The sequence below is a fragment of the Streptomyces sp. NPDC034084 genome (genome assembly GCF_055575535.1).
This window is the reverse complement of the sequence record NZ_JBVISK010000001.1, coordinates 194,192-220,365: the sequence shown is the minus strand read 5'-3', so window position 1 is coordinate 220,365 and position 26,174 is coordinate 194,192. Positions and strand designations below refer to the sequence as shown.

At 70.9% G+C, this 26,174-nt stretch carries 19 protein-coding genes, 1 tRNA gene and 1 pseudogene; 9 read left to right on the top strand and 12 right to left on the bottom strand.

From position 1 onward, the window contains the following. The first annotated feature begins 19 nt into the window (after window positions 1–19). Both ACZ51I_RS01005 and ACZ51I_RS01000 read left to right on the top strand, forming a co-directional pair. On the top strand, window positions 20–1,399 hold the full coding sequence (locus ACZ51I_RS01005; RefSeq protein WP_468870663.1) for a pyridoxal phosphate-dependent decarboxylase family protein: 1,380 nt from the start codon (window positions 20–22) through the stop codon (window positions 1,397–1,399). Beyond that, a complete protein-coding gene (locus tag ACZ51I_RS01000; RefSeq protein WP_468870661.1) occupies window positions 1,396–2,805 on the top strand; it encodes a lysine N(6)-hydroxylase/L-ornithine N(5)-oxygenase family protein in 1,410 nt (469 codons plus the stop codon). Before ACZ51I_RS01005 ends, ACZ51I_RS01000 begins: the two co-directional genes overlap by 4 nt. Window positions 2,806–2,808: 3 nt before the next feature. On the opposite strand, the gene ACZ51I_RS00995 is transcribed toward ACZ51I_RS01000, so the two are convergent. Continuing rightward, window positions 2,809–4,611, bottom strand: coding sequence for a bifunctional metallophosphatase/5'-nucleotidase (locus tag ACZ51I_RS00995; RefSeq protein WP_468870660.1), 1,803 nt, complete (start codon window positions 4,609–4,611; stop codon window positions 2,809–2,811). A 157-nt stretch (window positions 4,612–4,768) separates the two neighbouring features. Here ACZ51I_RS00995 and ACZ51I_RS00990 point away from each other — a divergent pair, with 157 nt between their 5' ends. Then, window positions 4,769–5,452 (top strand): SIMPL domain-containing protein, encoded by a 684-nt coding sequence (locus ACZ51I_RS00990; protein ID WP_468870658.1) that lies wholly within the window; start codon window positions 4,769–4,771, stop codon window positions 5,450–5,452. Between the two features lie 146 nt (window positions 5,453–5,598). Beyond that, on the top strand, window positions 5,599–7,026 hold the full coding sequence (pyk, locus tag ACZ51I_RS00985; protein WP_468870657.1) for a pyruvate kinase: 1,428 nt from the start codon (window positions 5,599–5,601) through the stop codon (window positions 7,024–7,026). On the opposite strand, the gene ACZ51I_RS00980 is transcribed toward pyk, so the two are convergent. Next, window positions 7,027–7,422, bottom strand: coding sequence for a hypothetical protein (locus ACZ51I_RS00980; protein WP_468870655.1), 396 nt, complete (start codon window positions 7,420–7,422; stop codon window positions 7,027–7,029). 270 nt (window positions 7,423–7,692) lie between these two features. After that, window positions 7,693–7,767 (bottom strand) — tRNA-Leu (locus tag ACZ51I_RS00975). 110 nt (window positions 7,768–7,877) lie between these two features. On the opposite strand from ACZ51I_RS00975, the gene ACZ51I_RS00970 reads away from it, so the two are divergent. Beyond that, a complete protein-coding gene (locus tag ACZ51I_RS00970) occupies window positions 7,878–8,534 on the top strand; it encodes an ANTAR domain-containing response regulator (RefSeq protein WP_468870654.1) in 657 nt (218 codons plus the stop codon). 71 nt (window positions 8,535–8,605) lie between these two features. Here the strand turns inward: ACZ51I_RS00970 and ACZ51I_RS00965 are convergent, their stop codons facing one another. From ACZ51I_RS00965 to ACZ51I_RS00930, 8 genes are all read right to left on the bottom strand, one after another. Continuing rightward, complete coding sequence (locus ACZ51I_RS00965; RefSeq protein ID WP_468870653.1) at window positions 8,606–9,322, bottom strand: ABC transporter ATP-binding protein; 717 nt, start codon at window positions 9,320–9,322, stop codon at window positions 8,606–8,608. Continuing rightward, the gene (locus tag ACZ51I_RS00960; protein WP_468870652.1) at window positions 9,319–10,326 is read right to left on the bottom strand and encodes an ABC transporter ATP-binding protein; all 1,008 of its coding nucleotides are present in this window, start codon (window positions 10,324–10,326) and stop codon (window positions 9,319–9,321) included. The genes ACZ51I_RS00965 and ACZ51I_RS00960 overlap by 4 nt, the downstream gene beginning before the upstream one ends. A 3-nt stretch (window positions 10,327–10,329) precedes the next feature. Beyond that, window positions 10,330–12,159: a branched-chain amino acid ABC transporter permease gene (locus ACZ51I_RS00955; RefSeq protein WP_468870650.1), complete on the bottom strand. Its 1,830-nt coding sequence runs from the start codon at window positions 12,157–12,159 to the stop codon at window positions 10,330–10,332. 5 nt (window positions 12,160–12,164) lie between these two features. Further along, window positions 12,165–13,094 carry a branched-chain amino acid ABC transporter permease gene (locus ACZ51I_RS00950; RefSeq protein ID WP_468870648.1) on the bottom strand — a complete coding sequence of 310 codons (930 nt, stop codon included), beginning with the start codon at window positions 13,092–13,094 and terminating at the stop codon, window positions 12,165–12,167. A 109-nt stretch (window positions 13,095–13,203) separates the two neighbouring features. After that, window positions 13,204–14,436: a branched-chain amino acid ABC transporter substrate-binding protein gene (locus ACZ51I_RS00945; protein WP_468870646.1), complete on the bottom strand. Its 1,233-nt coding sequence runs from the start codon at window positions 14,434–14,436 to the stop codon at window positions 13,204–13,206. A gap of 477 nt (window positions 14,437–14,913) precedes the next feature. Then, window positions 14,914–15,798 (bottom strand): trypsin-like serine protease, encoded by an 885-nt coding sequence (locus ACZ51I_RS00940; RefSeq protein ID WP_468870645.1) that lies wholly within the window; start codon window positions 15,796–15,798, stop codon window positions 14,914–14,916. A gap of 257 nt (window positions 15,799–16,055) precedes the next feature. Beyond that, on the bottom strand, window positions 16,056–16,559 hold the full coding sequence (locus ACZ51I_RS00935; RefSeq protein WP_468870643.1) for a PaaI family thioesterase: 504 nt from the start codon (window positions 16,557–16,559) through the stop codon (window positions 16,056–16,058). A gap of 61 nt (window positions 16,560–16,620) precedes the next feature. Then, window positions 16,621–18,903, bottom strand: a complete 2,283-nt coding sequence (locus tag ACZ51I_RS00930) for an FdhF/YdeP family oxidoreductase (RefSeq protein WP_468870642.1) — start codon at window positions 18,901–18,903, stop codon at window positions 16,621–16,623. 122 nt (window positions 18,904–19,025) lie between these two features. On the opposite strand from ACZ51I_RS00930, the gene polA reads away from it, so the two are divergent. Further along, a complete protein-coding gene (polA, locus tag ACZ51I_RS00925) occupies window positions 19,026–21,737 on the top strand; it encodes a DNA polymerase I (protein ID WP_468870641.1) in 2,712 nt (903 codons plus the stop codon). Between the two features lie 148 nt (window positions 21,738–21,885). Continuing rightward, window positions 21,886–22,584: pseudogene (locus ACZ51I_RS00920) on the top strand (serine hydrolase); the annotation flags it as partial. 274 nt (window positions 22,585–22,858) lie between these two features. Here the strand turns inward: ACZ51I_RS00920 and ACZ51I_RS00915 are convergent. Further along, complete coding sequence (locus tag ACZ51I_RS00915; protein ID WP_468870639.1) at window positions 22,859–23,755, bottom strand: DUF4184 family protein; 897 nt, start codon at window positions 23,753–23,755, stop codon at window positions 22,859–22,861. Between the two features lie 275 nt (window positions 23,756–24,030). Between ACZ51I_RS00915 and ACZ51I_RS00910 the strand changes: the two genes are divergently transcribed. Beyond that, window positions 24,031–25,842: a lytic transglycosylase domain-containing protein gene (locus tag ACZ51I_RS00910; RefSeq protein ID WP_468870638.1), complete on the top strand. Its 1,812-nt coding sequence runs from the start codon at window positions 24,031–24,033 to the stop codon at window positions 25,840–25,842. A 182-nt stretch (window positions 25,843–26,024) separates the two neighbouring features. After that, a complete protein-coding gene (locus tag ACZ51I_RS00905; RefSeq protein ID WP_468870636.1) occupies window positions 26,025–26,165 on the top strand; it encodes an SPW_0924 family protein in 141 nt (46 codons plus the stop codon). Window positions 26,166–26,174 lie beyond the last annotated feature (9 nt).

Below are 26,174 nucleotides of genomic sequence, written 5' to 3'. Positions count from 1 at the left end.
ACCCGCCACCCTGTCGTCCATGCGTGCCGCACCCCCACCCCTCGCCGGAGGCACCCCCGGCCCCGACGCCCTCCGCCCCCTCCTCGACACCACCCTCGACGCCCTGCGCACCGGTACGCGGGAACGAGGCGGACCCCTCCCGGCCGGGGGCCCGAAGGCCGTGGCCCGCAGGCTGCGGAACACCCTCGGCACCACCCTCCCGCACCAGGGCACCGGCCCCCACGAAGCCCTCGCGACGATCGTCCACGCCCTCGCCGCCGGCGCCGCCGACCCCGCCCACCCCCTCTGCGCCGCCCACCTCCACACCCCGCCCCTCGCACTCGCCGCCGCCGCCGACCTGGCCGCCTCCGCGCTGAACCCGTCCATGGACTCCTGGGACCAGGCACCCGCGGCCTCCGCCCTGGAAGCCCAGGTCACGGCCGCCCTCGCCGCCGAGGTCTTCCCCCACGCGACCGCCCCCGACGCGCTCGTCACCACCGGCGGCACCGAGTCCAACCAGCTCGCCCTCCTCCTCGCCCGCGAACGGCACGGCACCCTCCGGACCGTCGTCGGGGCCAACGCCCACCACTCCTTCCGCCGCGCCGCCTGGCTCCTCGGCCTGCCCCAGCCCCTCACCGTCCCCACCCCCAGCGGCACCCTGGACCCCGCCGCCCTCGCCGCGGTCCTGGCGCGCACCGAAGGACCCGTCCTCGTCGCCGCCACCGCGGGCACCACCGACGAGGGCCTCATCGACCCGCTCCCCGCCCTCGCCGACGTCTGCGCCACCCACGGCGCCGAGCTCCACGTCGACGCCGCGTACGGCGGTCCCCTCCTCTTCAGCCCCACCCACCGCCGACTCCTCGACGGCCTCGACCGGGCCCGTACCGTCACCGTCGACCTGCACAAACTCGGCTGGCAGCCGGCCGCCGCCGGACTCCTCGCCGTACGCGACACCGCCGACCTCACCGCCCTCGGCCACACCGCCGACTACCTCAACGCCGACGACGACACCGAAGCCGGCCTCCCCGACCTCCTCGGCCGCTCCCTGCGCACCACCCGCCGCCCCGACGTCCTCAAGACCGCCGTCACCCTCCGCGCGCTCGGCCGCACCGGCCTCGGCGCACTCGTCGACGGCTGCATGGACCTCGCCCAGGAGTTCGCCGACCTGGTGGAGAAGGACCCCGGCCTCGAACTGCGCGCCAGGCCCACCCTCACCACCGTCCTCTTCCGGCCGGCCGCCACCACCGACCACACCGTCGCGGCGATCCGCCGCACCCTCCTCGTCGACGGCAGCGCCGTCCTCGGCCGAGCCTCGGCCGACGGCCGCCTCTGGCTCAAGGCCACCCTCCTCAACCCCCACGCCACCCCCGGCGACCTGGCCCGGATCCTCACCCTCGTGGAAGGCGACACGCACCGATGACCGGCAGCACCCAGCAGGACCCCGACCGACCCCACGACCTGGTGGGCGTCGGCATCGGCCCCTTCAACCTCTCGCTCGCCGCCCTCGCCGACGGTCTCCCCGGCGGACTCGCCGCCACCTTCTACGAACAGCAGCCGGCCTTCCACTGGCACCCCGGCCTCCTCCTCGACGGCGCCACCCTCCAGGTCCCCTTCCTGGCAGACCTGGTGACCCTCGCCGACCCCGCCAGCCCCTGGACCTTCCTCAACTACCTGAAGAACCGCGAGCGCCTCTTCCCCTTCTACTTCGCCGAAAAGTTCCACATCCAGCGCGCCGAGTACGACGCCTACTGCCGCTGGGTCAGCGAGCGCCTCCCCGGCCTCCACTTCGGCCACCAGGTCGACTCCGTCCGCTGGAACCCCGAACGGCAGCTGTTCGAGGTCGACTTCACCCAGGTCGACCCCGAGGGAGAGGCCGAAGCCCTCGGCCGCGCCTACACCCGGAACGTCGTCCTCGGCGTCGGCACCGAACCGTACGTCCCCGAACCGCTCCGGCCACTCACCGACGCCCCCGGCGTCCCCGTGATCCACTCCGCCGACTATCTGACCCACCGCGAGACACTCCTGCACGCCGGACACGTCACCGTCATCGGCTCCGGCCAGTCCGGCGCCGAGATCTTCCTCGACCTGCTCCGCGCCCGCCCCGCCGGAGCCGAGAAGATCCACTGGCTGGCCCGCACCGAGGCCTTCGCCCCCATGGAGTACTCCAAACTCGGCCTGGAGCACTTCACCCCCGACTACACCCGCTACTTCCACGCCCTGCCCGAGCCCGTACGCGGCGAACTCCTGCCCCGCCAGTGGCAACTGCACAAAGGCATCGACACCGACACCATCGCCGCCATCCACGACGAGCTCTACCGCCGCACCCTGCACGGCGGCTGGCCCGACGCCGTCCTCACCCCCGGCGTCCGGGTCCGCACCGCCGGCCGCCTCGCCACCACCCAGGTCGAACTGCACCTCGAACACATCCAGCAGTCCACCCGCTCCCGGCTCACCACCGACGCCGTCATCCTGGCGACCGGCTACCGGGAACGCCCGGTGGACCGGATGCTCGCCGGACTCGACCCGTACCTGCGCCACGACTCCACCGGCCGGCCCCGCATCGACGAGCGGTACCGCCTGGTCCTCGACCCCTCCGTCACCGGCTCGGTGTACGTCCAGAACGCCGAGCGCCACACCCACGGCGTCGGCGCCCCCGACCTGGGCCTCGCGGCCTGGCGCAGCGCCACCATCCTCAACTCCGTCACCGGCAAGGAGCCGTACCCCCTCCCGCGCCGCACCGCCTTCACCAGCTTCGGCCTGGAGACGCGAGAGGCGCCGGCCATCCCGTCCCAGGACCGGAAGCTGACGCCTCTCGTGCAGCAGTAGAAGCTAGAAGACGGGCACACCGTCCCGGGTCAGCTTCCAGTCCACCGACGCGAACAGGCCCGGGTCGACCGTCCCCTTCGCCTTCACCCACTGGATGATGGTGTTGCGGATCTCGTCCGAGTTCGCCCACAACTGCTGAGCGCCCGCGACGTGCGGGAACGCGCCGCCACCGCTCGCCCGGTAGTTGTTCACCGCGAGAACGAACTTCGCCGCCGGGTCGAGCGGCCTGCCCTCGAAGGCGAGGTTCACGATCCGCGATCCGACCGGCTTCGCGATGTCGATCTCGTACGTCAGACCCGACACGGCGTCGTAGTTGTAGTCCGGCGTGCCGTCCGCGTTCGTCAGCTTCGCCGTGTCGACGGGCGCGCCCGCCGGAGTCCGCACGTAGTACTTCGCCGAGTACTCCAGGTAGTCCTTCAGCTGGGCACCCGTCAGCAGACGCGCCTCCAGGGTGTTCTCGAAGGGGTAGAGACCGGCCGCGTCCTTGATGCTGATCTCACCGGCCGGGATCCGGGCCGTCCGCGAGAAGCAGGAGGCCTGCGAGATCACCGGCAACCCGGCGTACGCGCCACCCGCCAGGGCCGCCTTCACCGTCTCGGCCTGAACGACGTTGATCAGGTCGATGATCGGCTCGTCCTTCCACGGCGCGTCCGCCGTGGTCATGGCCGCCGTGGACGTGCCGATGACCTGGTTGACGTACGCGACGACCTTCTTGTGCTCGTCCGCGAGCAGCCCGGTGATCTCCGGGTCCTCGGCGACCGTGTTGGAGTTGAGGACCTGCGCGCCGACCTTCTCGACGACCCAGCGGCCCTTCTCCCACACCAGGTCGAAGTCGAACAGGGTCAGGCGCTGGCCCCACTTCAGCGGCTCGGACAGGACGACGTCCTTGCCCGTCTCCTTGTTCGTGACCCTGTACTCGGGGATCTCGGTGTGCGCGTGGCCCACGAGAATCGCGTCGATGCCCGGGACCTGCTCGGCGACGAGCGCGGCCGCGTTCTCGATGTACGGAAGCTGGTCACCGTACGACGAGGTGCCCGAGGAGCCGGAGTGCGCCGAGACGACCACGACGTCCGCGCCCATCGAGCGCAGCTTCGGCACCCACTTCGCGGCCTGCTCCTCAAGACCGGGGAAGACCATCTTGCCCGTGACGTTCGCCTTGTCCCAGATGGCGATGCCCGGGTTCGTCAGGCCGAGCACCGCGACCTTGACGTCCTTGCCGTGCGGGGTGCGCAGGCAGTGCATGCTGTACGGGGCGAACGCCGGGCGCAACGTCCTGGCGTCGAGCGCGTTGGCGCCGAGCAGCGGGAAGTCGCACTGCTCCTCGAACTTCCGCAGCACCGGGATGCCGTAGTTGAACTCGTGGTTGCCGAGCGCGGCGGCGTCGTAGCCGATGGCGTTCATGGCCTGGGCCATCGGGTGGACCGGCCCGTGCTGGGCGGTGATCGGGTCGACCTTGGCGTAGTAGTACGACAGCTGGGTGCCCTGGATGGTGTCGCCGGCGTCGATGAGCAGGGTGTTGCGACGGCCCTTCGCCGCGCGGACCTCGTCGACCAGGGTGGAGATCTTGGCGAGGCCGACGTCGTTGTGCGCCTTGTCGTCGAACTCCTTGTCCGTGAAGTAGTCCCAGTTGAAGACGTTCCCGTGCAGGTCGGTGGTGCCCATCACGGTGAAGGAGTACCGCTTCTGCGGACGCGGCCGGCCGGGGCCGCCGTCGGCCTCGGCGGGAACGGCGACGGCTCCGGCGACGGCCACTCCGGCCCCGGCGGCGGCCGAGCGCTCCAGGAACGTCCTGCGGTTCAGCGGCATGTGTTTCTCCCCTTTGGTTCTGTGACGCCCGCGCCGACCATGGCGCACAACGCGCGTAGATTCTGGCTCAGACGCCACCCCGGCAACAGACCTATCGGGTTACGGAGTGGGAAAGTGTTCGGTGGACGGCCGTTGTCGAGCACGGAGGAGCCACGACGTGACACAGGAACACGCGACCCCGGACGCGCCCCAGGTGACGGTGCGGGGCGAGGGACGCCTGGAGGTCGAGCCGGAACTCGCCCGGATCTGGCTCACCGTCTCCGCACGGGGCACCGACCGCGCCGAGACACTCACGGACCTCACCCGGCGCAACGCGCGCGTCCTCGGCCTGGTGAAGGAACTCGGAGACGCGGTCGAAAAGCTGGAGACGGGCGGCTTCTCCATCTCCCCCGAGCTCGGCAGACGAGGGCGGGGAGAGCGGGTCCACGCCTACCGCGGCCGGGTGCGGGTCACGGCCGAACTGGCCGACTTCACCGCGCTCGGAGAGCTGGTGACCCGGCTCGCCGACCTGGACATGACGAGCGTCGACGGCCCGTGGTGGGACCTGCGGCCGACCTCCCCGGCATACGCCGAGGCACGCCGGCTCGCCGTCGAGGAAGCGGTGCAGCGGGCCCGCGCCTACGCGGAGGCGCTCGGCACCTCGCTCGCCTCACTCCTCGAACTGTCGGACGCGGGACTCGTCCAGCCCCCCATGCCCAGACGGTCCGCCTTCGGCGGGGAGCCCGTCGGCTACGCGGCCGAGGCGGCCGGCGAAGCGCCGCCCCTCGACCTCGAACCCCAGCGGCAGACGGTCACGGCCGAAGTCGTCGCGCGGTTCACCATGCGACCCCCCGCGCTCTGAGACGAGCACCCCACGGGCGCGGAAATCGCTCATCGGAGCACCCCCGCGCACAGATTCAAGACTTGTCAACAACCTTTCACGGAAAGGTTGTTGGCTCGTCATGCCACGCCAACTACCTACTGATGGGTAAGCCCTAGGCTCGACCCATGCGCCGAGCGAAAATCGTTTGCACCCTTGGGCCCGCCACCGAAACATACGACCAGATCAAGGCATTGATCGAAGCCGGCATGGACGTGGCCCGCCTCAACCTCAGCCACGGCAGTTACGCCGACCACGAGAAGCGCTACCAGCACGTCCGCGAGGCCGCCGACGAGACCGGCCACAACGTCGGCGTCCTCGCCGACCTTCAAGGCCCGAAGATCCGCCTCGGCCGCTTCCACGAAGGACCCGTACTCCTTGAACGCGGCGACGACTTCACCATCACCGTCGAAACGGTGGAAGGCGACCGCCACCACTGCGGAACCACCTACCCCGGCCTCGCCGACGACGTCACCGCAGGCGAACGCATCCTCGTCGACGACGGCCGCGTCACCCTCGAAGTCACCTCCGTCGACGGCCCCCGCGTCCACACCCGCGTGATCGAAGGCGGCATGGTCTCCGACCACAAGGGCCTCAACCTCCCCGGCGTCGCCGTCTCCGTCCCCGCCCTCTCCGAGAAGGACATCGAAGACCTGCGCTGGGCACTGCGCATCGGCGCCGACGTCATCGCCCTCTCCTTCGTCCGCAGCGCCCGGGACATCGACGACGTACACCGGATCATGGACGAGGAAGGCCGCCGACTCCCCGTCATCGCCAAGATCGAGAAACCGCAGGCCGTCGAGAACATCGACGAGATCGTCGCCGCCTTCGACGGCATCATGGTCGCCCGCGGCGACCTGGGCGTCGAGATGCCCCTGGAACAGGTACCGATCGTCCAGAAACGCGCCGTGAAACTTGCCAAGCGCAACGCCAAACCGGTCATCGTCGCCACCCAGATGCTCGACTCGATGATCGACAACTCCCGCCCCACACGCGCCGAGGCCAGCGACGTGGCCAACGCCGTCATCGACGGCACCGACGCCGTCATGCTCTCCGGCGAGACCAGCGTCGGCCGCCACCCGATCGAGACGGTCCGCACCATGAGCCGGATCGTCGAGGCCGCCGAGGAAGACGTCCTCGCCAAGGGCCTCCCCCCACTGACCGACCGCAACAAGCCCCGCACCCAGGGCGGCGCCGTGGCCCGCGCGGCCGCCGAGATGGGCGACTTCCTCGGCGCCAAGTTCCTCGTGGCCTTCACCCAGTCCGGCGACACGGTCAAGCGCCTCTCCCGCTACCGCTCCCCGATCCCCCTCCTGGCCTTCACCCCCGACCCGGCCACCCGCTCCCAGCTCAACCTCACCTGGGGCGTCGAAACCTTCCTCGGCCCGCACGTCGACTCCACGGACGCGATGGTGGCCCAGGTCGACGAGGAACTGCTGCGCATCGGCCGTTGTCGGCCGGGCGACGTCGTGGTCATCACGGCCGGCTCCCCACCGGGCGTCGCGGGCTCGACGAACCTGGTCCGGGTCCACCACATCGGTGAGTCCCTGACGTAGTCAGTGCTTGGGCCCGACGTGAAGGTCCATGAGCGCGACGGAGGCTTTGCGGGCGACGGAGATGTTCTGCGCGGTGCGCGCCTGGTTAGCGGCCTTCCATTCGACGCCCACTCGGTCGAGGGCGTCGGTGAAGAGACCGATGATGTCGGCGGACGAGTTGGTGAAGAAGTAGCGGGGGTATTCGTAGCGCTTCCGCTCCCCGCCGATCATCTTCTCGGTCCAATTGGTGATCCGGCTGCCGTCTGAGTGGATGAGCCCCCGAATGAACTCCCAGGCGTGAGCCGTGACGATCGCCTGCTGCCAGGCCATGAGGACGATGGAGCGCTCGTGCTTCCTGCCCGGCCCGTGTTGGGGGAAGAGACATCCGAGGTGCATGGAGGTGATCTTGACGTCCACGCACCCGCGCTTCTGTACCTTCGACGCACGATTGCCGGGCAGGACGGCCTGCATGGCCCCCGCGCACGCGTCGATGAGCCCAGTATCTTGGCGACGGCCGAGTTTCTCGCGCCGCTTCGCAGCAGGTTTAGTGCCTGCTGACGCGTTCCCATGTCGTACACGCAGTCGAGCGTGACTGATTCGCCTCAGTGGCTATCTGCGAATCGGCAGGGTTCACGCGTGTGCGTGACGATCATTCCTTGATCGGTGACCTTCGAATCGAAGGAAAAGTGCCCCGGGTCGGACTCGAACCGACACTGTGTGGGTTTTGAATCCACTGCCTGCTGCCAATTGGGCTACCGGGGCCCGCAGAATCAAAGGTTTCCCCCGACCCTCTGCGCGTCCACCATACCGCAGCTAGGTAGGCTCTTGGGGAGCTGCATCCGCCTGGAAGAGGCCTTGAACGAGGAGCCCCCGTGACCGCCCCCGAGTCGCCCCAGCCCGCCGACGACGCCGCCGACACGTCGCACGTCCCGCCGCTGACGACCCGTGTCGTCATCGCCGAGGACGAGGCGCTCATCCGCCTCGACCTCAAAGAGATGCTGGAGGAAGAGGGCTACACGGTCGTCGGCGAGGCCGGGGACGGTGCCACCGCCGTCGAGCTCGCCCGTGAGCACCGGCCCGACCTCGTCATCCTGGACGTGAAGATGCCCGTCCTGGACGGCATCTCGGCCGCCGAGAAGATCGCCGGCGAGTCCATCGCCCCGGTCCTGATGCTCACCGCCTTCTCGCAGCGCGAGCTGGTCGAGCGGGCCCGGGACGCCGGCGCCATGGCGTACCTCGTGAAGCCGTTCAGCAAGAGCGACGTCGTGCCGGCCATCGAGATGGCCGTCTCCCGCTTCGCCGAGCTCCGCGCCCTGGAGAAGGAGGTCGCCGACCTCTCCCAGCGCCTGGAGACCCGCAAGCTCGTCGACCGCGCCAAGTCGATCCTGCAGACCCAGTACGGCCTGACGGAGCCCGCCGCCTTCCGCTGGATCCAGAAGACCTCGATGGACCGCCGCATGTCGATGCAGCAGGTCGCCGAGGCCGTCATCGAGGACGCCGAGGAGAAGAAGGCGGCCAAGGGGCAGTAGCCCGCGCCGTCCTCCGTACAGGAGAAGGCCCGCCCCACGACCTTGTGGGGCGGGCCTTCCGTTCGTGGTGCTCAGTCCTCGCCGAGGTACGCCTTGCGGACGGACTCGTCGTGGAGCAGGTTCTCTCCCGTGCCCGAGAGCACGATCTTGCCGATCTCCATGACGTGACCGTGGTCCGCCAGGGCGAGCGCGGCCTGGGCGTTCTGCTCGACGAGCAGGATCGTCGTGCCCTGGGCCTTCAGCTCGGCGATGGTCGCCATGATCTTCTGCATCATGATCGGCGAGAGACCCATCGAGGGTTCGTCGAGCATGAGCAGCTTCGGCTGGGACATCAGCGCCCTGCCCATCGCGAGCATCTGCTGCTCGCCGCCGGAGAGCGTGCCCGCGGCCTGCTTGCGACGCTCGCCCAGGATCGGGAAGAGGTCGTAGGCGCGCTGGACGTCCTTGGCGATGCCGGCGGTGTCCTTCCGGAGGAAGGCGCCGAGGAGGAGGTTCTCCTCGATCGTCATCCGGGGGAAGATGTGCCGGCCTTCGGGGGAGTGGGCGAGGCCCAGCGAGACGATCTTGTGGGCGGGGATCTTGCGGAGGGACTTGCCCTCGAACTTGATCTGGCCGCCGACCGGCTTGAGGAGCCCGGAGAGGGTTCGCAGGGTGGTGGTCTTTCCGGCGCCGTTGGTGCCGATGAGGGTGACGACCTCACCGGCGTCGACGGAGAAGGAGATGCCCTTGACGGCCTCGATCTTTCCGTAGGCGACGCGCAGGTCCTCGACTTCGAGCAGTGCGGTCATGCGTCGTTCTCCTTGCCCGAAGCAGGGTCGTGCGGGGTGTCCTCCGAGGGCTCCTCGTCGGTCTCTTCGGCGGTCTCGCCGTCGGCCGGTGCCTCGTCGGCCGGTGCCTCGTCGGCCGGTGCCTCGTCCGAGGTGGCCTCTTCGGCTTCCTCGGTCGCGGTCGCGGCCGCGGCCGGAGCCTTGGCCGTGTCCGCCTCGACGGGCTCGCCCAGGTAGGCGGCGATGACCCGCTCGTCGCCCTGGACGGTCGCGCTGTCGCCCTCGATCAGCTTCTGGCCCTGGACGAGCACGGCGACCCGGTCGCAGAGGTTGAAGATGAACCGCATGTCGTGCTCGATGACGAGCACGGCGATGCCCATGTCCCGGATCTTGAAGATGAGTTCCTCCGCCGCCCGCGTCTCCTGCGGGTTCATGCCGGCGGTGGGCTCGTCGAGCAGGATCAGGCCGGGGTCGCTCGCGAGTGCGCGGGCGATCTCCAGCTTGCGCTGCTCTCCGTACGGGAGGTTCTTGGCGAGGTGCTGGGCCTTGTCCTTGAGGCCGATGAACTCCAGGAGTTCCATGGCCTTCTCCGCCGCCTCGGCCTCGGTCTTCTTGAAGCCGGGCAGGCGGAGCAGTGCGGACCAGAGGCCCTGCTTCATCCGGGTGTGGCGTCCGACGAGGACGTTCTCCAGGACGGTCATGTTGTGGAAGAGGCGGATGTTCTGGAAGGTCCGGGCGATGCCCGCGTCGGTGACCTTGAAGGACGTGGGCGGCAGGACCGTGCCCTTGTACCGGACTTCGCCCTCGGTGGGGACGTAGAGGCCGGTGAGGCAGTTGAAGAAGGTGGTCTTGCCGGCGCCGTTGGGGCCGATGAGGCCGACGATCTCGCCGCTGTTCACGGTGAGGTTCACGTCGCGCACGGCGGTGAGACCGCCGAACCGCATGGTGACCCCGCGCGCGTCGAGCACGGTCTCGCGGGCGGCCGGCTCGGTGGTGGCCTCGGCCTTGTTGGTGGTGGTCGTCATGGTTCAGGCACCTGCCTTGGCGAGCGGGGCGGGCGTCTCGTCCTTCTCGTGGAACTCCAGCTGGTTGCGCCGGTTGGCGATGATGCCCTCCGGGCGGAAGCGCATGAGCAGGATCAGCGCGACGCCGAAGGCGAAGAGCTGGTACTCGCCCATGAACTGGAGTTTGTTCGGGATGAGGAAGAGCAGGGACGCGCCGACCAGGGGGCCGCTCATGGTGCCCATGCCGCCGAGGACGACGGCCGCGAGCAGGAAGGCGGAGTTGGGCGGGATGGGACCGGCGAAGAGGTACTGCTCCGGGGTCACCGTGTAGGTGACGTGGGCCTGCACGGTGCCGGCGAGGCCGGCGAGGGAGGCGCCGAGCGCGAAGGCGATGAGCTTGACCCGGAAGCCGTTGATGCCCATGGCGAGCGCGGCGGTCTCGTCCTCGCGGATGGCGACCCAGGCGCGGCCGATGCGGGAGTTGCCGCTGCGCCGGAAGACGAGCACGACGACGGCCATGATCAGCAGCATCAGGAAGAAGTAGTTCGCGAAGCGGCCGATGGTGAAGCCGGCGATCGCGTGCTCGGCGCCGAAGTCGAACCCGAACATGTCGAGGTTCGGGATGGACGCGATGCCGTTGGAGCCGTTGGTGATGTCGGGACCGGAGGTGCCGTCGGTGTTCATCACGGTGATGCGGAAGATCTCACCGAAGCCGAGCGTGACGATGGCGAGGTAGTCGCCGCGCAGGCGCAGGGTCGGGGCACCGATGAGGACACCGAAGACCAGGGAGGCTCCGGCACCGACCAGGATGGCGGCCCAGAAGGGGAAGTGCACGCCGAAGGGGGAGGTGGGGGCGCCGGAGACGAGGGCGGCCGCGTAGGCGCCGACGCCGAGGAAGGCGACGTATCCGAGGTCGAGGAGACCCGCGAGGCCGACGACGATGTTCAGACCCAGGGCGACTGTGGCGAAGATCAGGATGTAGACGCCGAGTGTCGCGTACTGGTCGTCGGTCTGGGTGAAGGGGAAGAGCGCCGCCGCGGTGAACGCGCCCGCGATGGACAGGTTCTGGTGCTTGCCGGTGAGTTGCGTGGCCTGCGCCATGAGCCCTGACTTGTTGACCGCGGCGAAGCCGAGGCCGGCCGTGATCAGGAAGCCGAGGAACAGCTCGTCGTACTCCGTGCCGACGCCGTAGGTGAAGACGCCGAGCGCCACGGCGAGGACTCCCGCGATGATCAGGATCTCGAGGGAGGAGTGCATCGAGGGCAGCCGGCGCGGGGTGCCGGTGGTGGCGAAGGCGGCCTTGAAGTCGGTCCAGCCGTTGCCGGCGCGGTGCTTGAACTGGTCCCAGCCGGTGTCCTCGGGGTCCACGGGCAGCTTGTTCGGCCGCTCGTAGGGGAGGGCGAGGGCGCCGATGAGGGCGAGCAGGGTGGAGACCGCGACGACCGCGCCGCCGGGCTCCAGGTTGACCGGGCCGCCGAGCTCCACGCTGATGGCGCCGACGGTGAACCAGGCGGTACCGAAGGTGGCGAGCGCGGCGAGCTTGAGGGCGGCGTCACCGCCGGCCGGGGTCAGCCAGCGGGTGCCCTTGACTCCGTACGACGAGAGGGCGAAGAGGATGGTGAGCAGGCCCAGGACCAGGACCTGAAGCTGGAGGCCGCCCGGGTAGCCGGTGACCGTGAGGTCGCCCGGGAATCGGGGCGTCCAGGTCCAGGCGAGGAAGCAGCTGGCGGCGGTGAGGACGCTGCCGCCCAGGGTGAGGGCGCGGGCGATCCCGGCCGGTACGAAGCCGATGAGACCGGTCGTGGCGGCCTCGGGTGCCGCCGGCGCCGTCGTGTTCTCGGAGATGGTGGTCATGGTGCTCACGCCCTGTCCGCGACGCGCTCGCCGAGGAGGCCTTGTGGCCGGGCGAGGAGTACGACGATGAGGAGTACGAAGGCCCAGACGTCGGCCCAGGACTGGCCGCCGAGCTGATCCATACCGGGGATGTGGCTGATGTACGCCGTCGCCATCGTCTCGGCGATGCCGAGGACGACTCCGCCGATCATGGCTCCGTAGATGTTGCCGATGCCGCCGAGGACGGCGGCCGTGAAGGCCTTGAGTCCGAGGAGGAAGCCCATCTTGTAGTCGACGACGCCGTACTTGAGGCCGTAGGCGACGGCGCCGACCGCGGCGAACGCGGCGCCGAGGGCGAACGCGATCATGATGATCCGGTCGGTGTTGACGCCCATGAGCTTGGCGGTGTCCGGGTCCTGCGCCGTGGCCTGCATGCCGCGGCCGACGCGGGTCCGCATGACGAAGAAGGCGAGGAAGGCCATGCAGATCGGGGCGGCGATCAGGAGGAAGACGTCGCCGGTCTGGATGGTCACCGGGCCGAGCTCGATCGGGCCGCCGGGGATCTGCGGGAAGGTCCGGGCGGACTTCGCCTCCGGGTACCACACCCAGACCGCGTACTGCAGGGCGAGCGAGAGACCGATGGCCGTGATGAGGGGGGCGAGGCGGGGGCCGCCGCGGAGCGGGCGGTAGGCGAACCGTTCCGCCCCCACGGCTATCGTGGTCGCGACGATCACGGCACCGATGATCATGACGGGCAGCGCGACCCACATGCTGGTGCCGCCGGGCAGGATGAGCCAGACCGTGAGCGCCCCGAAGCCGCCGGTCATGAAGATCTCGCCATGGGCGAAGTTGATGAGCTGGACGATGCCGTAGACCATCGTGTAGCCGACGGCGACGAGCCCGTACATGGATCCCAGTAGCAGGCCGTTGACCAGCTGCTGCGGCAGTTCGTTCACCGCATTGTCCTCCGAGACTTTCGACGGATGTGACACCGCGCGGGGCGCCTTGTGCGGCCCCCCGCGCGGTGAAAGTGGTGCTGAGTGGTTCGGAACGGGGTGCTGAGGATCAGCCGCCGAAGGTGCCGGACTTGACCGGCTTGAAGGCGCCGCCCGTGACCTTGTAGACGGTCAGCTGCTTGTTGGTGGTGTCACCGAACTCGTCGAAGGAGACCTTGCCGGTCACACCCTCGAAGGAGACGCCCTGCATGGCCTCGACGACCTTGGCGCGCTCCGGGAGCTTCCCGCCGTTGCCCTCGGTGGCCTTCTTGACGGCCTCGATGATCGCCCAGGTCGAGTCGTAGGCGTAGCCGCCGTAGGCCTCGTAGGCCTCCTTGTAGCCCTTGGCCTTGTAGTTGGCCAGGAAGTCCTTGGCGGAAGCGAGGGTCTCGATCGGCGAACCGACGGAGGTGGCGATGTCGCCCTCGGCCGCCGGGGCGCCCGCGAGCTTCACGTACTCGGGGCTGAAGATCGCGTCACCGCCGACGACGGTGACCTTCGCGCCGGCCTCCTTGATCTGCTTGGCCAGCGGGCCGGCGGCCGGGTACTCGCCACCGTAGTAGACGACGTCGGCGCCGGAGCTCTTCACCTTGGTCGCGACCGCGGAGAAGTCCTTGGTGTCGGGGTTGATGTGCTCGGTGCCGAGGACCTTGCCGCCGAGCTTCTCGAACTCGCCCTTGAAGGTGCCCGCGAGGCCGGCGCCGTAGGTCTTCTTGTCGTCGATGATGAAGGCCTTGGTCTTCTTGGCCTCCTTGAAGACGTACTGCGCGGCGAACGGGCCCTGGATGGCGTCCGTGGTCGCGGTGCGGAAGTACGCCTTGTAGCCGCGCTTCTTGTCACCGGAGGCCCAGTTGGCGCCCTGGCTCAGGGACGGGTTGGTGTTGGCCGGGGAGACCTGCACCAGCTTGGCGTCGTCGAAGACCTTCTGCATCGACTCGGAGACCGAGGAGTTCAGCGGGCCGACGACGCCGAGGACGGCCTTGTCGGCGACGAACTTGGTGGCGTTCTGCTGACCGGCGGAGGGCTGCGCCTGGTCGTCCAGGGTCTCCAGCTTGAAGGTCACGCCCTTGACGTAGGCCTTCTCGTTGGCCGTCTTGACCGCGAGGTCGGCCGAGTTCTTGATGCCGAGGCCGAGGGCGGACAGCTCACCCGTGAGCGGGGCGTCGAGACCGATGGTCACGGTGACGTTGCCGTTGTCGCCGTTCTCGGCGCCGCCCTTGTCGTCACGCGATCCACAGGCGGTGAGCGTGAGCGCTCCCGCGGTGACCGCGGTGGTGAGTATGAGCAACGAACGGTTTCGCACGAAGGGTCCTTTCCCTGGCGCGGCCCCCTCGGAATGAGGCGGTGCCGTGAAGCAGCGGAGCGAGGGGTGCCGTTTTGGAACGCCGGGCCGTACTGGGTTGGTACAGGGCCGTGCAGTAGGACGCGCCCGGCGGCGCGGTGACTGGCGGTGACTCTAAGCGCAGGTGGGGAGGGTCGGGGAGCGGCGAGGGAAGGATGTGACTGTCTTGTTATGCCGACGGGGAAAGAGTGTGCGCATCGAGGGGGGAAACCGGGGCAAAGGGGTCTGTAATGAGGTGTTCACATGGTGAGAACGTGCAGTTCCGCTAAGGGGCTTGAGTGAATCTTGGTCCTGTCGAAGCGCTCGGTCGGCTCTCCGGATATCGGACAGTGGCAGAAAGCTGAGCGGACGGAATGGCTCCGTCCCGGGGAGCCATTCCGTCGCGTGCGTCAGTCACTCAGTGTGACGGCAGGGGTCACGGGAGTGGGACGGCGGGCGTTACGGGAGTGGGACGTACGGCTTCAGGAAGTCACGCGCGCCGGGGGTGTCGAGCCGGTACGTCACGTTGGTCGCGTAGCACGGGGTGTCGCCCGTGATCGTGGTGGCCACCAGGGTCCGCTTCCCTTGCAGCGTCGCGAAGTTGGGGCCGCCCGAGTCGCCGTAGCACGCGCCGCCGTTCCCCTGGGGCGCGGTCATGGCGAGCCGGATCCAGGCGCTGTTGAGCGCGTCGAAGGAGACCGGCGCCTTCATGCGGACGCCGCCGCCCGGGTGGGTGTGGCCGCCCGGACCGCGCCGCGCCTCCTCGGTTCCGTAACCGGCGACCAGGAAGGGGACGTCGTTCAGCCCCTGCGGGCCGAGGGCGTCGAGGGCGCCCGCGCGGGGGAGGGCGGCCGGGGTGAAGGACCAGCGGGCCTTCACGGCGGCGGCGGGCAGCTCGATCACCGAGATGTCATGGGTGTCGGAGGCCGGGCCGGGGTAGGCGGGGTGGCTGTGGGCGGCGCCCTCGACGGCCACGCTCCGGGCGATCGCCGCCGGGTCGCCCGGATGCTCGGCGGCCGCCCGGTCCAGGCCGGCCTGGACGTCCTGGTCGAGCGAGACGTAGAAGCGGACGTTCGCCGGCCAGTCCGTCGTGCAGTGGGCGGCGGTGAGGAAGGTGTCCGCGTCGATCATGGTGCCGGAGCAGACCCAGTCGACGCGGTCGGCGGTCGCCGGGTTGTCGTCGTCGTCCCAGGTGGCGACGAGCGCGCCGACCTCGGTGCGCTCGGGCGCGGGTGTCGCGTTGTACGAGTTGATCGCCGTGGCCGGGATCGCGGTGGCGAGAACGGCGGCGCAGGCGGCGGCGGTGACGGCGGTCAACGCGGAGGTGGTGCGAACGGCTGTCACGAAGAACCCCTCGGTGGGTGAGTGGATCGGGTGTTCTCCTGTGGGGGAGGTTCGCCAGTGAAGCGGCTGGGGCCGTGTGGGGCAAGAGGGTCCGGGTGAAAGGGAGTTGAGGCCGACGTGGGGGTGGCGGGAGTGGCCTCGCACGGGGACGGCGCGGTGCGGGACGCTCATCCGTCCCGCACCGCGCCGTCCGTGCCGTCCCGGGACGGCGTCGCCGCCGCCCGCGCCGTCCTCGGTGTCCTGCCGTGCCTTCCGGCTCAGGCGCCGTCCGCCCGGCCCGCCGTCGGCAGGTTGTCCGCGTCCTTCGGGTCGATCTCGCGGAGCAGGCAGGTCAGCCGCGCCGAGCACACCCGCTTGCCCTGCTCGTCACTGATCACGATCTCGTACGTGGCGGTGGTCCGTCCGCGGTGCACCGGCGTCGCCACACCGGTCACCAGACCGCTGCGCGCCCCGCGGTGGTGGGTGCAGTTGAGGTCGACGCCGACCGCGATCTTCGAGACGCCGCCGTGGAGCATCGAGCCGACGGACCCGAGCGTCTCGGCCAGCACCGCCGACGCGCCGCCGTGCAGCAGCCCGTACGGCTGGGTGTTGCCCTCGACCGGCATGGTGCCGACGACCCGCTCGGCCGAGGCCTCCAGGATCTGCACGCCCATCCGGTTCCCGAGGTGCCCGGCGGAGAAGAGCGCCGGGAGGTCGACGCCCAGCGCCGCGTACTCCTCGATGACCTCCTGCGGGAACTTCACGTGCTGCTGCTCACCCATGGGCCCGGCTCCGTTCGTCTTCGTACGGCTGCTTGTCACGTCCGAACGCCTGAGCAAACGCTTAGGCGGACTGCGATTGTTCCAGACGCACGATCACGGACTTGCTGGCGGGGGTGTTGCTGATGTCGGCCGTCGACTCCAGCGGAACCAGCACGTTCGTCTCGGGGTAGTACGCCGCCGCGCACCCGCGGGACGTCGGGTAGTGCACGACCCGGAAGCCGGGCGCCCGGCGCTCCGTGCCGTCCGTCCACTCGCTCACCAGATCCGTGTACGCCCCGTCCGCGAGGCCGAGCACCGCCGCGTCCTCGGGGTGCACCAGCACCACCCGGCGGCCGCCCTTGATCCCCCGGTAGCGGTCGTCCAGGCCGTAGATCGTGGTGTTGTACTGGTCGTGCGAGCGCAGCGTCTGCAGCAGCAGCCGGCCCTCCGGCACCCTGGGGTACTCGACGGGCGCGGCCGTGAAGTTGGCCTTGCCGGTCTTCGTGGGGAAGCGGCGCTCGTCACGCGGGGCGTGCGGCAGCGCGAAGCCGCCCGGGTTCGCCGCGAGGCGGGCGTTGAAGTCCTGGAAACCGGGCACCACGCGCGCGATGCGGTCCCGGATCCGGGCGTAGTCCGCCTCGAACTCCTCCCAGGGCGTCGCGGAGCCCTCGCCGAGGACGGCGCGGGCCATCCGCGCCACGATGGCCGGCTCGGACAGCAGGTGCGGGCTCGCCGGCGGCAGGTTCCCCCGGGAGGCGTGCACCAGGCTCATCGAGTCCTCGACCGTCACGAACTGCCGGCCGCTCTTCTGTATGTCCCTGTCGGTGCGGCCGAGCGTCGGCAGGATCAGCGCGCGCGTGCCCGTCACCGCGTGCGAGCGGTTCAGCTTCGTCGAGACGTGCACGGTCAGGCGCGCGTTCCGCATCGCCGCCTCCGTCACCTCCGTGTCGGGCGTCGCCCCCACGAAGTTGCCGCCCATCGCGAAGAACACCTTCGCCTCGCCGTCGCGCAACGCCTGGATCGAGCGCACCACGTCGAAGCCGTGGTGGCGGGGCGAGACGATCCCGAACTCCTTGTCCAGGGCGTCGAGGAAGGCGGGCGCGGGCCGCTCGAAGATGCCCATCGTCCGGTCGCCCTGCACGTTCGAATGGCCGCGCACCGGGCACACCCCGGCGCCCGGCCGGCCGATGTTCCCGCGGAGCAGCAGGAGGTTGACCACCTCGCGGATGGTCGGCACGGAGTGCTTGTGCTGGGTGAGGCCCATCGCCCAGCAGACGATCGTCCGCTCCGATGCGAGCACCATCTCCAGGGCCCGCTCGATCTCGGCCCGGCCGAGCCCGGTCGCGGCGAGCGTCTCGTCCCAGTCGGCCTCCTTGGCCGCCGCGGCGAACTCCTCGTACCCGTGGGTGTGTTCGCGTACGAAGTCCTCGTCGACCGCCCCGGGCGTCTCCAGGACCAGCTTGTTGAGCAGCCGGAAGAGGGCCTGGTCGCCGCCGATCCGGATCTGCAGGAAGAGGTCCGTGAGCGCCGTGCCCCTGAGCATGCCCTGCGGGGTCTGCGGGTTCTTGAAGCGCTCCAGGCCCGCCTCCGGCAGCGGGTTCACCGAGATGATCCACGCGCCCGACGCCTTCGCCTTCTCCAGCGCGGAGAGCATCCGCGGATGGTTCGTCCCGGGGTTCTGCCCGGCCACGATGATCAGGTCCGCCCGGTGCAGGTCCTCCAGGGACACGCTGCCCTTGCCGATGCCGATCGTCTCCGTCAGTGCCGAGCCCGAGGACTCGTGGCACATGTTGGAGCAGTCCGGCAGGTTGTTCGTGCCGAACTCGCGCGCGAAGAGCTGGAGCAGGAACGCCGCCTCGTTGCTCGTCCGCCCCGAGGTGTAGAAGAGCGCCTCGTCCGGGGAGGCCAGGGCCCGCAGCTCCTCCGCGATGATCGCGAAGGCCCGCTCCCAGGTCACCGGCTCGTACCGGTCGCCGCCCTCCGGGAGGAGCATCGGCTGCGTGATCCGGCCCTGCTGGCCCAGCCAGTAGCCGCTGCGGGTGGCCAGGTCGGCCACCGGGTGCGCGGCGAAGAACTCGGGGGTCACCCGGCGCAGCGTCGCCTCCTCGGCGACCGCCTTCGCGCCGTTCTCGCAGAACTCCGCCACGTGCCGCTTGTCGCCCTCCGGCCAGGCGCAGCCGGGACAGTCGAAGCCGTCCTTCTGATTGACCTTGAGCAGGGTCCGCGCGGTGCGGCTCAGCCCCATCTGCTCCTGCGCGATCCGCAGCGTGTGCCCGATGGCGGGCAGGCCGGCGGCGGCGTGCTGCGGCGGCGTGACCTGCGGTGCGTCCTGGACCGGGTCACCGGCCGGGGGCTTGCTGACCATCGCGCTCTCCCTTGAGCGGTAATCCTGTGGCGTACGTCTCCGATCCTGTCACGGGGCACCGACAGCCCGGGACCCCGACCGCTGTGGACGGGATTGTCAGTGGGCCGTGGCAGGATCGTCGTGTGGCCGAGACAGCATCGAAGAACACCGCAGACACCCGCCCCCGCCTGCTCCTCATGGACGGGCACTCGCTCGCGTACCGGGCGTTCTTCGCGCTGCCCGCGGAGAACTTCACCACCGCGACCGGGCAGCCGACGAACGCGATCTACGGGTTCGCCTCGATGCTGGCGAACACGCTCCGCGACGAGGCCCCCACCCACTTCGCGGTCGCGTTCGACGTGTCCCGCAAGACCTGGCGGTCCGAGGAGTTCCCCGAGTACAAGGCGAACCGCTCGAAGACCCCCGACGAGTTCAAGGGGCAGGTCGAGCTGATCGGCGAGCTCCTCGACGCGATGCACGCGCCGCGCTTCGCCGTCGACGGCTTCGAGGCCGACGACGTCATCGCCACCCTCGCCACCCAGGCCGAGGCCGAGGGCTTCGAGGTCCTCATCGTCACCGGCGACCGTGACTCCTTCCAGCTGGTCACCGACCACACCACCGTGCTCTACCCGACCAAGGGCGTCTCCGAGCTCACCCGTTTCACCCCGGAGAAGGTCCAGGAGAAGTACGGCCTGAGCCCCTCGCAGTACCCCGACTTCGCCGCCCTGCGCGGCGACCCGTCCGACAACCTGCCGGGCATCCCCGGCGTCGGCGAGAAGACCGCCGCCAAGTGGATCAACCAGTTCGGCTCCTTCGCCGAGCTCGTCGAGCGCGCGGAGGAGGTCAAGGGCAAGGCCGGCCAGAACTTCCGCGACCACCTGGAGTCGGTCAGGCTCAACCGCCGCCTCACCGAGATGGTCCGGGACGTCGAGCTGCCGAAGACCGTCGCGGACCTCGCCCGCGAGCCGTACGACCGCACGGCCGTCGCCCTCGTCCTCGACACCCTGGAGATCCGCAACCCCTCGCTGCGCGAGCGGCTCCTCGCCGTCGACCCCGGCGCCGCCGAGGAGGCCGCGCCCGCGCCCGCCGCCGGCGTCGAGCTCGACACCAGCGTCCTCGGCGCCGGCGAGCTCGCGCCCTGGCTCGCCGAGCACGGCACCGAGCCCCTCGGCATCGCCACCGTCGACAGCTGGGCGCTGGGCACGGGGAACGTGAGCGAGATCGCCCTCGCCGCCGCCGGAGGGGCCGCCGCCTGGTTCGACCCCAGCGAACTCGACGCGGCCGACGAGCAGGCCTGGGCCGCGTGGATCTCCGACCCCGACCGCCCGAAGATCATGCACAACGCCAAGGGCGCCCTGCGGGTCTTCCCCGAGCACGGCTGGAGCATCGCGGGCGTCACCATGGACACCGCCCTCGCCGCCTACCTGGTCAAGCCCGGCCGGCGCTCCTTCGCCCTCGACGCCCTCACCGTCGAGTACCTGGGCCGCGAGCTCGCCCCCGCGGCCGCCGCAGACGGCCAGCTCGCCTTCGGCGCCGACGACAGCGCCGAGGCCGAGGCCCTCATGAGCCAGGCACGGGCCGTCCTCGACCTCGGCGCGGCCTTCGACGAGCGGCTCGCCGAGGTCGGCGCCCGCGAACTCCTCCACGAGGTCGAGCTCCCCACCTCCGCCCTCCTCGCCCGCCTGGAGCGGCACGGCATCGCCGCCGACCGCGACCACCTGGAGGCGATGGAGCAGCAGTTCGCCGGCGCGGTCCAGCAGGCCGTGAAGGAGGCCCACGCCTCCGTCGGCCACGAGTTCAACCTCGGCTCGCCCAAGCAGCTCCAGGAGGTCTTCTTCGGCGAGCTGAACCTGCCGAAGACGAAGAAGACCAAGACCGGTTACACGACGGACGCCGACGCGCTCGCCTGGCTCGCCGCCCAGACCGAGCACGAACTGCCCGTGATCATGCTCCGCCACCGCGAGCAGGCGCGCCTGCGCTCCACGGTCGAGGGCCTGATCAAGACCGTCGCGGCGGACGGCCGCATCCACACCACGTTCAGCCAGACGGTCGCGGCCACCGGGCGTCTGTCCTCCACCGACCCGAACCTGCAGAACGTGCCGGTGCGGACGGACGAGGGCCGGGCCATCCGGCACGGCTTCGTCGTCGGCGAGGGCTTCGAGGCCCTCATGACCGCCGACTACAGCCAGATCGAGCTGCGCGTCATGGCCCACCTCTCCGAGGACGAGGGCCTCATCGAGGCCTTCACCTCCGGCGAGGACCTGCACACCACCGTCGCCTCCCAGGTCTTCGGCGTCGAGCGGTCCGCCGTCGACGCCGAGATGCGCCGCAAGATCAAGGCCATGTCGTACGGCCTGGCCTACGGCCTGTCGGCGTTCGGTCTCTCGCAGCAGCTGAACATCGACCCGGGCGAGGCGCGGGGCCTGATGGACACCTACTTCGAGCGCTTCGGCGGGGTCCGGGACTACCTGCGCCGTGTCGTCGACGAGGCCCGCGCCACCGGGTACACCGAGACGATGCTGGGCCGCCGCCGCTACCTCCCCGACCTCAACAGCGACAACCGGCAGCGCCGCGAGTCCGCCGAGCGGATGGCGCTCAACGCCCCCATCCAGGGTACGGCCGCCGACATCGTCAAGGTCGCCATGCTGAACGTCGACCGGGCGCTGACCGAGGCCGGCCTCTCCTCCAGGATGCTGCTCCAGGTCCACGACGAAATCGTGCTCGAAATCGCCCCCGGCGAGCGGGAGCGGGTCGAGGCCCTCGTCCGCGAGCAGATGTCGGGCGCCGTCGCCCTCCGCGCCCCCCTGGACGTCTCGGTGGGCGTCGGTCAGAACTGGGACTCGGCCGCGCACTGACGGCCCCCGTCGTGGGCGCACGTCCCGCCCTGGCGGAACGTGCGCCCGTACGGGGGTGGGCGCCGGCCCCCGGCGGGTGCGGGCGCGTGTGCGCCAGGTGGACCACTCGGGGGGCGCCCCGGGCGCGCGGCTCCCGAAACTGGGGGACATGATCACGCGCCGCCGCTCCCGCCTCCGAGCCTTGGCCCTCATCGGCGCCCTCCTCGGTGTGACGGGCCCCGCCTGGGCCCGGCCCGCCGAGGCGCACCGGGCACCCGCGCTCTGCACCTCGTCCCGCGAGCCGACCCTCGCCGCCCGGCTGTCCCAGGACATCGCGAGGGCGCTCAAGGGCCGCGAGGGCACGGTCTCCGTCGCGGTCCACGACCCCGCGCGCGGACTGCGCTGCCGGCTGGCCGACACCCTCGCGTACGACTCCGCGAGCATCGCGAAGGTCCTGATCCTGCAGGCGGTCCTCGGGCGCGCGGAGGAGCTCGGGCGCGCACCGACCCGGCTGGAGGCGCGGCGGCTGAAGGAGATGATCACCCGCTCCGACAACACCGCCGCCACCGAGCTGTGGGCGGGTCTGTCCCGCGCCCGGCTGAACAGGGTGCTGCGGGAGGCCGGGGCCCGGGACACCGTCCTCGGCCACGACAAGTACTGGGGCCTCACCCGCACCACCGCCCGCGACCAACTCGCCCTCCTCGCCGCGGTCTCACGCCGCACCGAGGCCCTGTCCCTGATGGGTCAGGTCGTTCGCCAGCAGGCCTGGGGCGTCTCGGCGGGCGCACCGCGCACGGTCAAGGTCCACCTCAAGAACGGCTGGCTGCCCCGCAAGACCCACGCCTGGCGCGTCCACAGCGTGGGCATCGTGCGCCCGGCGACGGCCCCGCCGGGCACGACCGCACCCGGCACGGCAACCCCGGGCGCGGGCACCGGCAAGGGCACGGGCAATGGCACACCCAAGGGCAAGGGTAGGGTCACCGGCACGGCGAGCCCCGCCGTCGACTACAGGATCGCGCTCCTGAGCCACGACAACCCCACCATGCGGTACGGCGTCCGCACCCTGGAGAGCGTCGCCGTCGTCGTGCACCGCAGGCTCTCCGGCGGTGCCGCGGCCCGCGGCTGCACCCCGCCGGAGAAGATCACCGAGATCCCTGACGGGAGCGCTCCGGCCGAGGATCCGAATCCGGAAGGCTCTGGAGGAGGGCCGTGGCCGGGGCCGTCCGACGCTGCCACGACGCGTGGAGCCGCGCCCCCGTCCCGTACAGCACGAGCCCGACGGCGAGACCCGCGCCGGCACCGAAGCAGGCCGTCGGGATGACGTCGAGGGGCGTCTCGATCCTGTCCCAGCCCCAGTACGCGGCCCAGCGCAGCACCCGGTGGGCGACACCCGCGAGGACGCAGCCGCCGATGAGCCCCGCGGCGAGGAGCCGGCCGCGCCTGCCCGGCACCGGGACCCGGGACGGCAGTTCCACTCCCGGGACGGAGGAACGCAGCGCCCGCACCGAGTACCAGCCGAGGAGGCCGAGGGCCAGCGCCGAACCCCCGTACTGCGCGTAGAGATAGACCGGGAACCCGGCGACGAGCTCGCCGAGGAAGGGGATCGCGCGGGTGCCCCAGCGGTCGAGGTGGGTGAAGGAGTCCCACACCACATGCGTCGTGGCGCCGAGGATCGCCGAGAGGCAGAACCACCCGGCGAGCGCGGCAGGCCGGCGCTCCCGCCAGGGATGGCCCCGGACGAGCCCGTACACCCGGCCGCGCCACCGGGCGGGCAGCAGGGCGACGAGCGGCTCGCGCACGGTCAGCCACAGGGCCACGAGCGCGCCGGTGATGAGCACGTCGGCCGTGACGATCCCGATGGGGGAGTGGGTGACGTCCCCGAGGACCATCGCCCCGGGGAAAGCGGTCGCGGCGAAGTAGGTCATGTCGGGCGAGAAGGACCCGGCGACGAGCGCGGACGCGACGAGCGGTCCGCGCGCGGTCCCGTCCCGGCGCAGCGCGGGGAGCACGGCGGCGGCATGGCTCAGCGTGAACGGCAACGGGAGTTCCCCCAGGGTTCCGGTGACGACGGCGGCCGGTCCGCGCGGTCGTGCGGACCGCGCGGTCGAGCGGTGTGCGTGGTCGGCCGGAGTGCAAGAGGGCCGGCACGCTCCGGTCGGTTCCCGGACTCCTCCGGTCGGCAGGCGGCCATGAGGTGACGAAACCGTGAAACACGGTCAGGGGCCGGTGTTCGGCGGTCCGGAGTTGGCATAGGGTCGCCTGGGGTCTCACGCGGGGAGCGTGGGACCGCGTCGATGGGGAGGGGACGACGGACATGGCAGCGCACATCGGCCACCGGCTGCGCAAGGGGGCCACCAGTGGTGTGGTGATGGCCGCGGCGGTCGCCGCGCTCGCCGCCTCGCAGGCGCCGGAGATGACCCCGCCGGCAGCGGACAACGCCGGCGGAGACCACGCCATCGGAGCCGGTGACACGGCGCCGCCGTCGGCAGACGACTCCGCGACGGGCGATGACCCGTACTACACGGATCTGCCGCCCCTGACGACGCCGAACAAGCCCGGCGCGAGCACCGATCTGCCGGTCATAGCAGGCCCGGCCGAGGCCGGCATACCCGCGTCCGTCTACTCCGCCTACAAGCGGGCCGAGCTGTCGATACGTTCGACCGACCCCGGCTGCAACCTGCCGTGGCAGCTCCTCGCCGGCATCGGCAAGGTCGAGTCCGGCCAGGCGCGCGGCGGCAAGGTCGACGCCAACGGCACGGCGTCGCCGCCGATCCTCGGCCCCGCCCTCAACGGCGTCGGCTTCGCCAAGATCACCGACACCGACGGCGGCGCCTACGACGGCGACAAGATCCACGACCGGGCCGTCGGCCCGATGCAGTTCATCCCGTCCACCTGGGCCACCTGGGGCCAGGACGCCAACAGCGACGGGAAGAAGGACCCGAACAACGTCTACGACGCGGCGCAGGCCGCCGGTCTCTACCTCTGTGCCGACGACCGCAACCTCGGCCTCAAGGCCGACCTCGACCAGGCGATCCTCAGCTACAACCACTCGCGGGAGTACCTGAACACGGTCCTGTCCTGGGTCGCCTTCTACGAGCGCGGCACCCACCAGGTCCCGGACGGCGCGGGCGTGCTGCCGGTCGACCGCAGCGACCACGGCACCGGGGGCGACCGCCCCCACCCCACGACACCGCTGCCGACCGTCCCCACGACCCCCTCGCCGACGCCGACCCCGGGCACCAAGACGCCGAAGCCGTCGGAGACCCGCCCCGGCACGGTCAAGCCGCCGACCGTTCCCAGCAAGCCCCCGGCCCCGCCGGTGAAGCCGCCCACCGTGCCGCCGGCCGTCAGGGTCGCCCGGCTCGCGATCGTGGCCAACCAGAAGCTGACCGCGACCACCGGCAGCGCCTTCACGGGAGCGCCCCGTGTCGCGGCGCTCGACGCCACCGGCAAGCCGGTCGCCGGCGTGAGCATCCGCTTCGAGATCACCGGAACCACCGGAACCCGCTTCGCCGGCGGCGGGACCACCGCCACCGTCACCACCGGTTCTACCGGCCTCGCCGCCTCGCCCGCCCTCCGGGCCGGCGAGAAGACGGGATCCTTCACCGTGCGGGCCACCGTCGAGCGCCGGACCCTGGACGCGGCCGACTTCGCCGGGACGGTCACGGAGCGCCAGGCGGACACCCTCACCCGGGTCGCAGGCGACCCCCTTTCGGCCACGACCGGCGCCTCCTTCACCCAGCAGCTCCAGGTGAAGGCCACCGACAAGGGCGCCCTCGCCCCCGGCGTCACCGTCACCGCGGTGATCGTCACCTCGAAGACGGACCCCAAGGAGAGCACCGAGGGCCCGTCCTTCAAGCGCGCGGACGGCACGACGGTCCGCACCGTCACCCTCGAGACCGGTACGAACGGACTGCTCACCTTCGAGTCCGGCGCCCTCCTCGCGGGCGGCAAGGCGGGCACCTTCTACCTCCGGCTGACCGCCCCCGGCGGCGGCACCGCCTTCATCGACCTCACGGTCACCGCGCCCACGCCGACGGACCCGGACCCGACTCCCGACCCGACGCCCTCCGGCAGCGGCTCGACCGAGACCACCCCCTCGCCCAGCGCCTCCCCCTCGGCCTGACGGCCCGCGCCTCCGCGCCGCGTTCCGCCCGGCCGCGTTCCTCCGCGCCGTCTCCCCGTCCGCACCGGGCGGGGAGACGGCGCTTCGCGTTCCCCGGGTGCGACGTGTTCTCATCTCGCGGCCGCGTTGCTACGGTGCCCCCGCCCTGACGACCTATCAGATCGCATCCCGGGAGGCCGACCATGCGCGCCCTCGTCGCCGTCGCCATCGGACTCGCCCCAGTCCTCCTCTTCGTCCTGCTCCTCTCCGTGGTCGATCTGCCGCCCGACGGCCCCACCTCCCCCAAGCCCCTTCTGACCGCCGACCCCGGTCCCGAGAAGTAGGGGGACGAC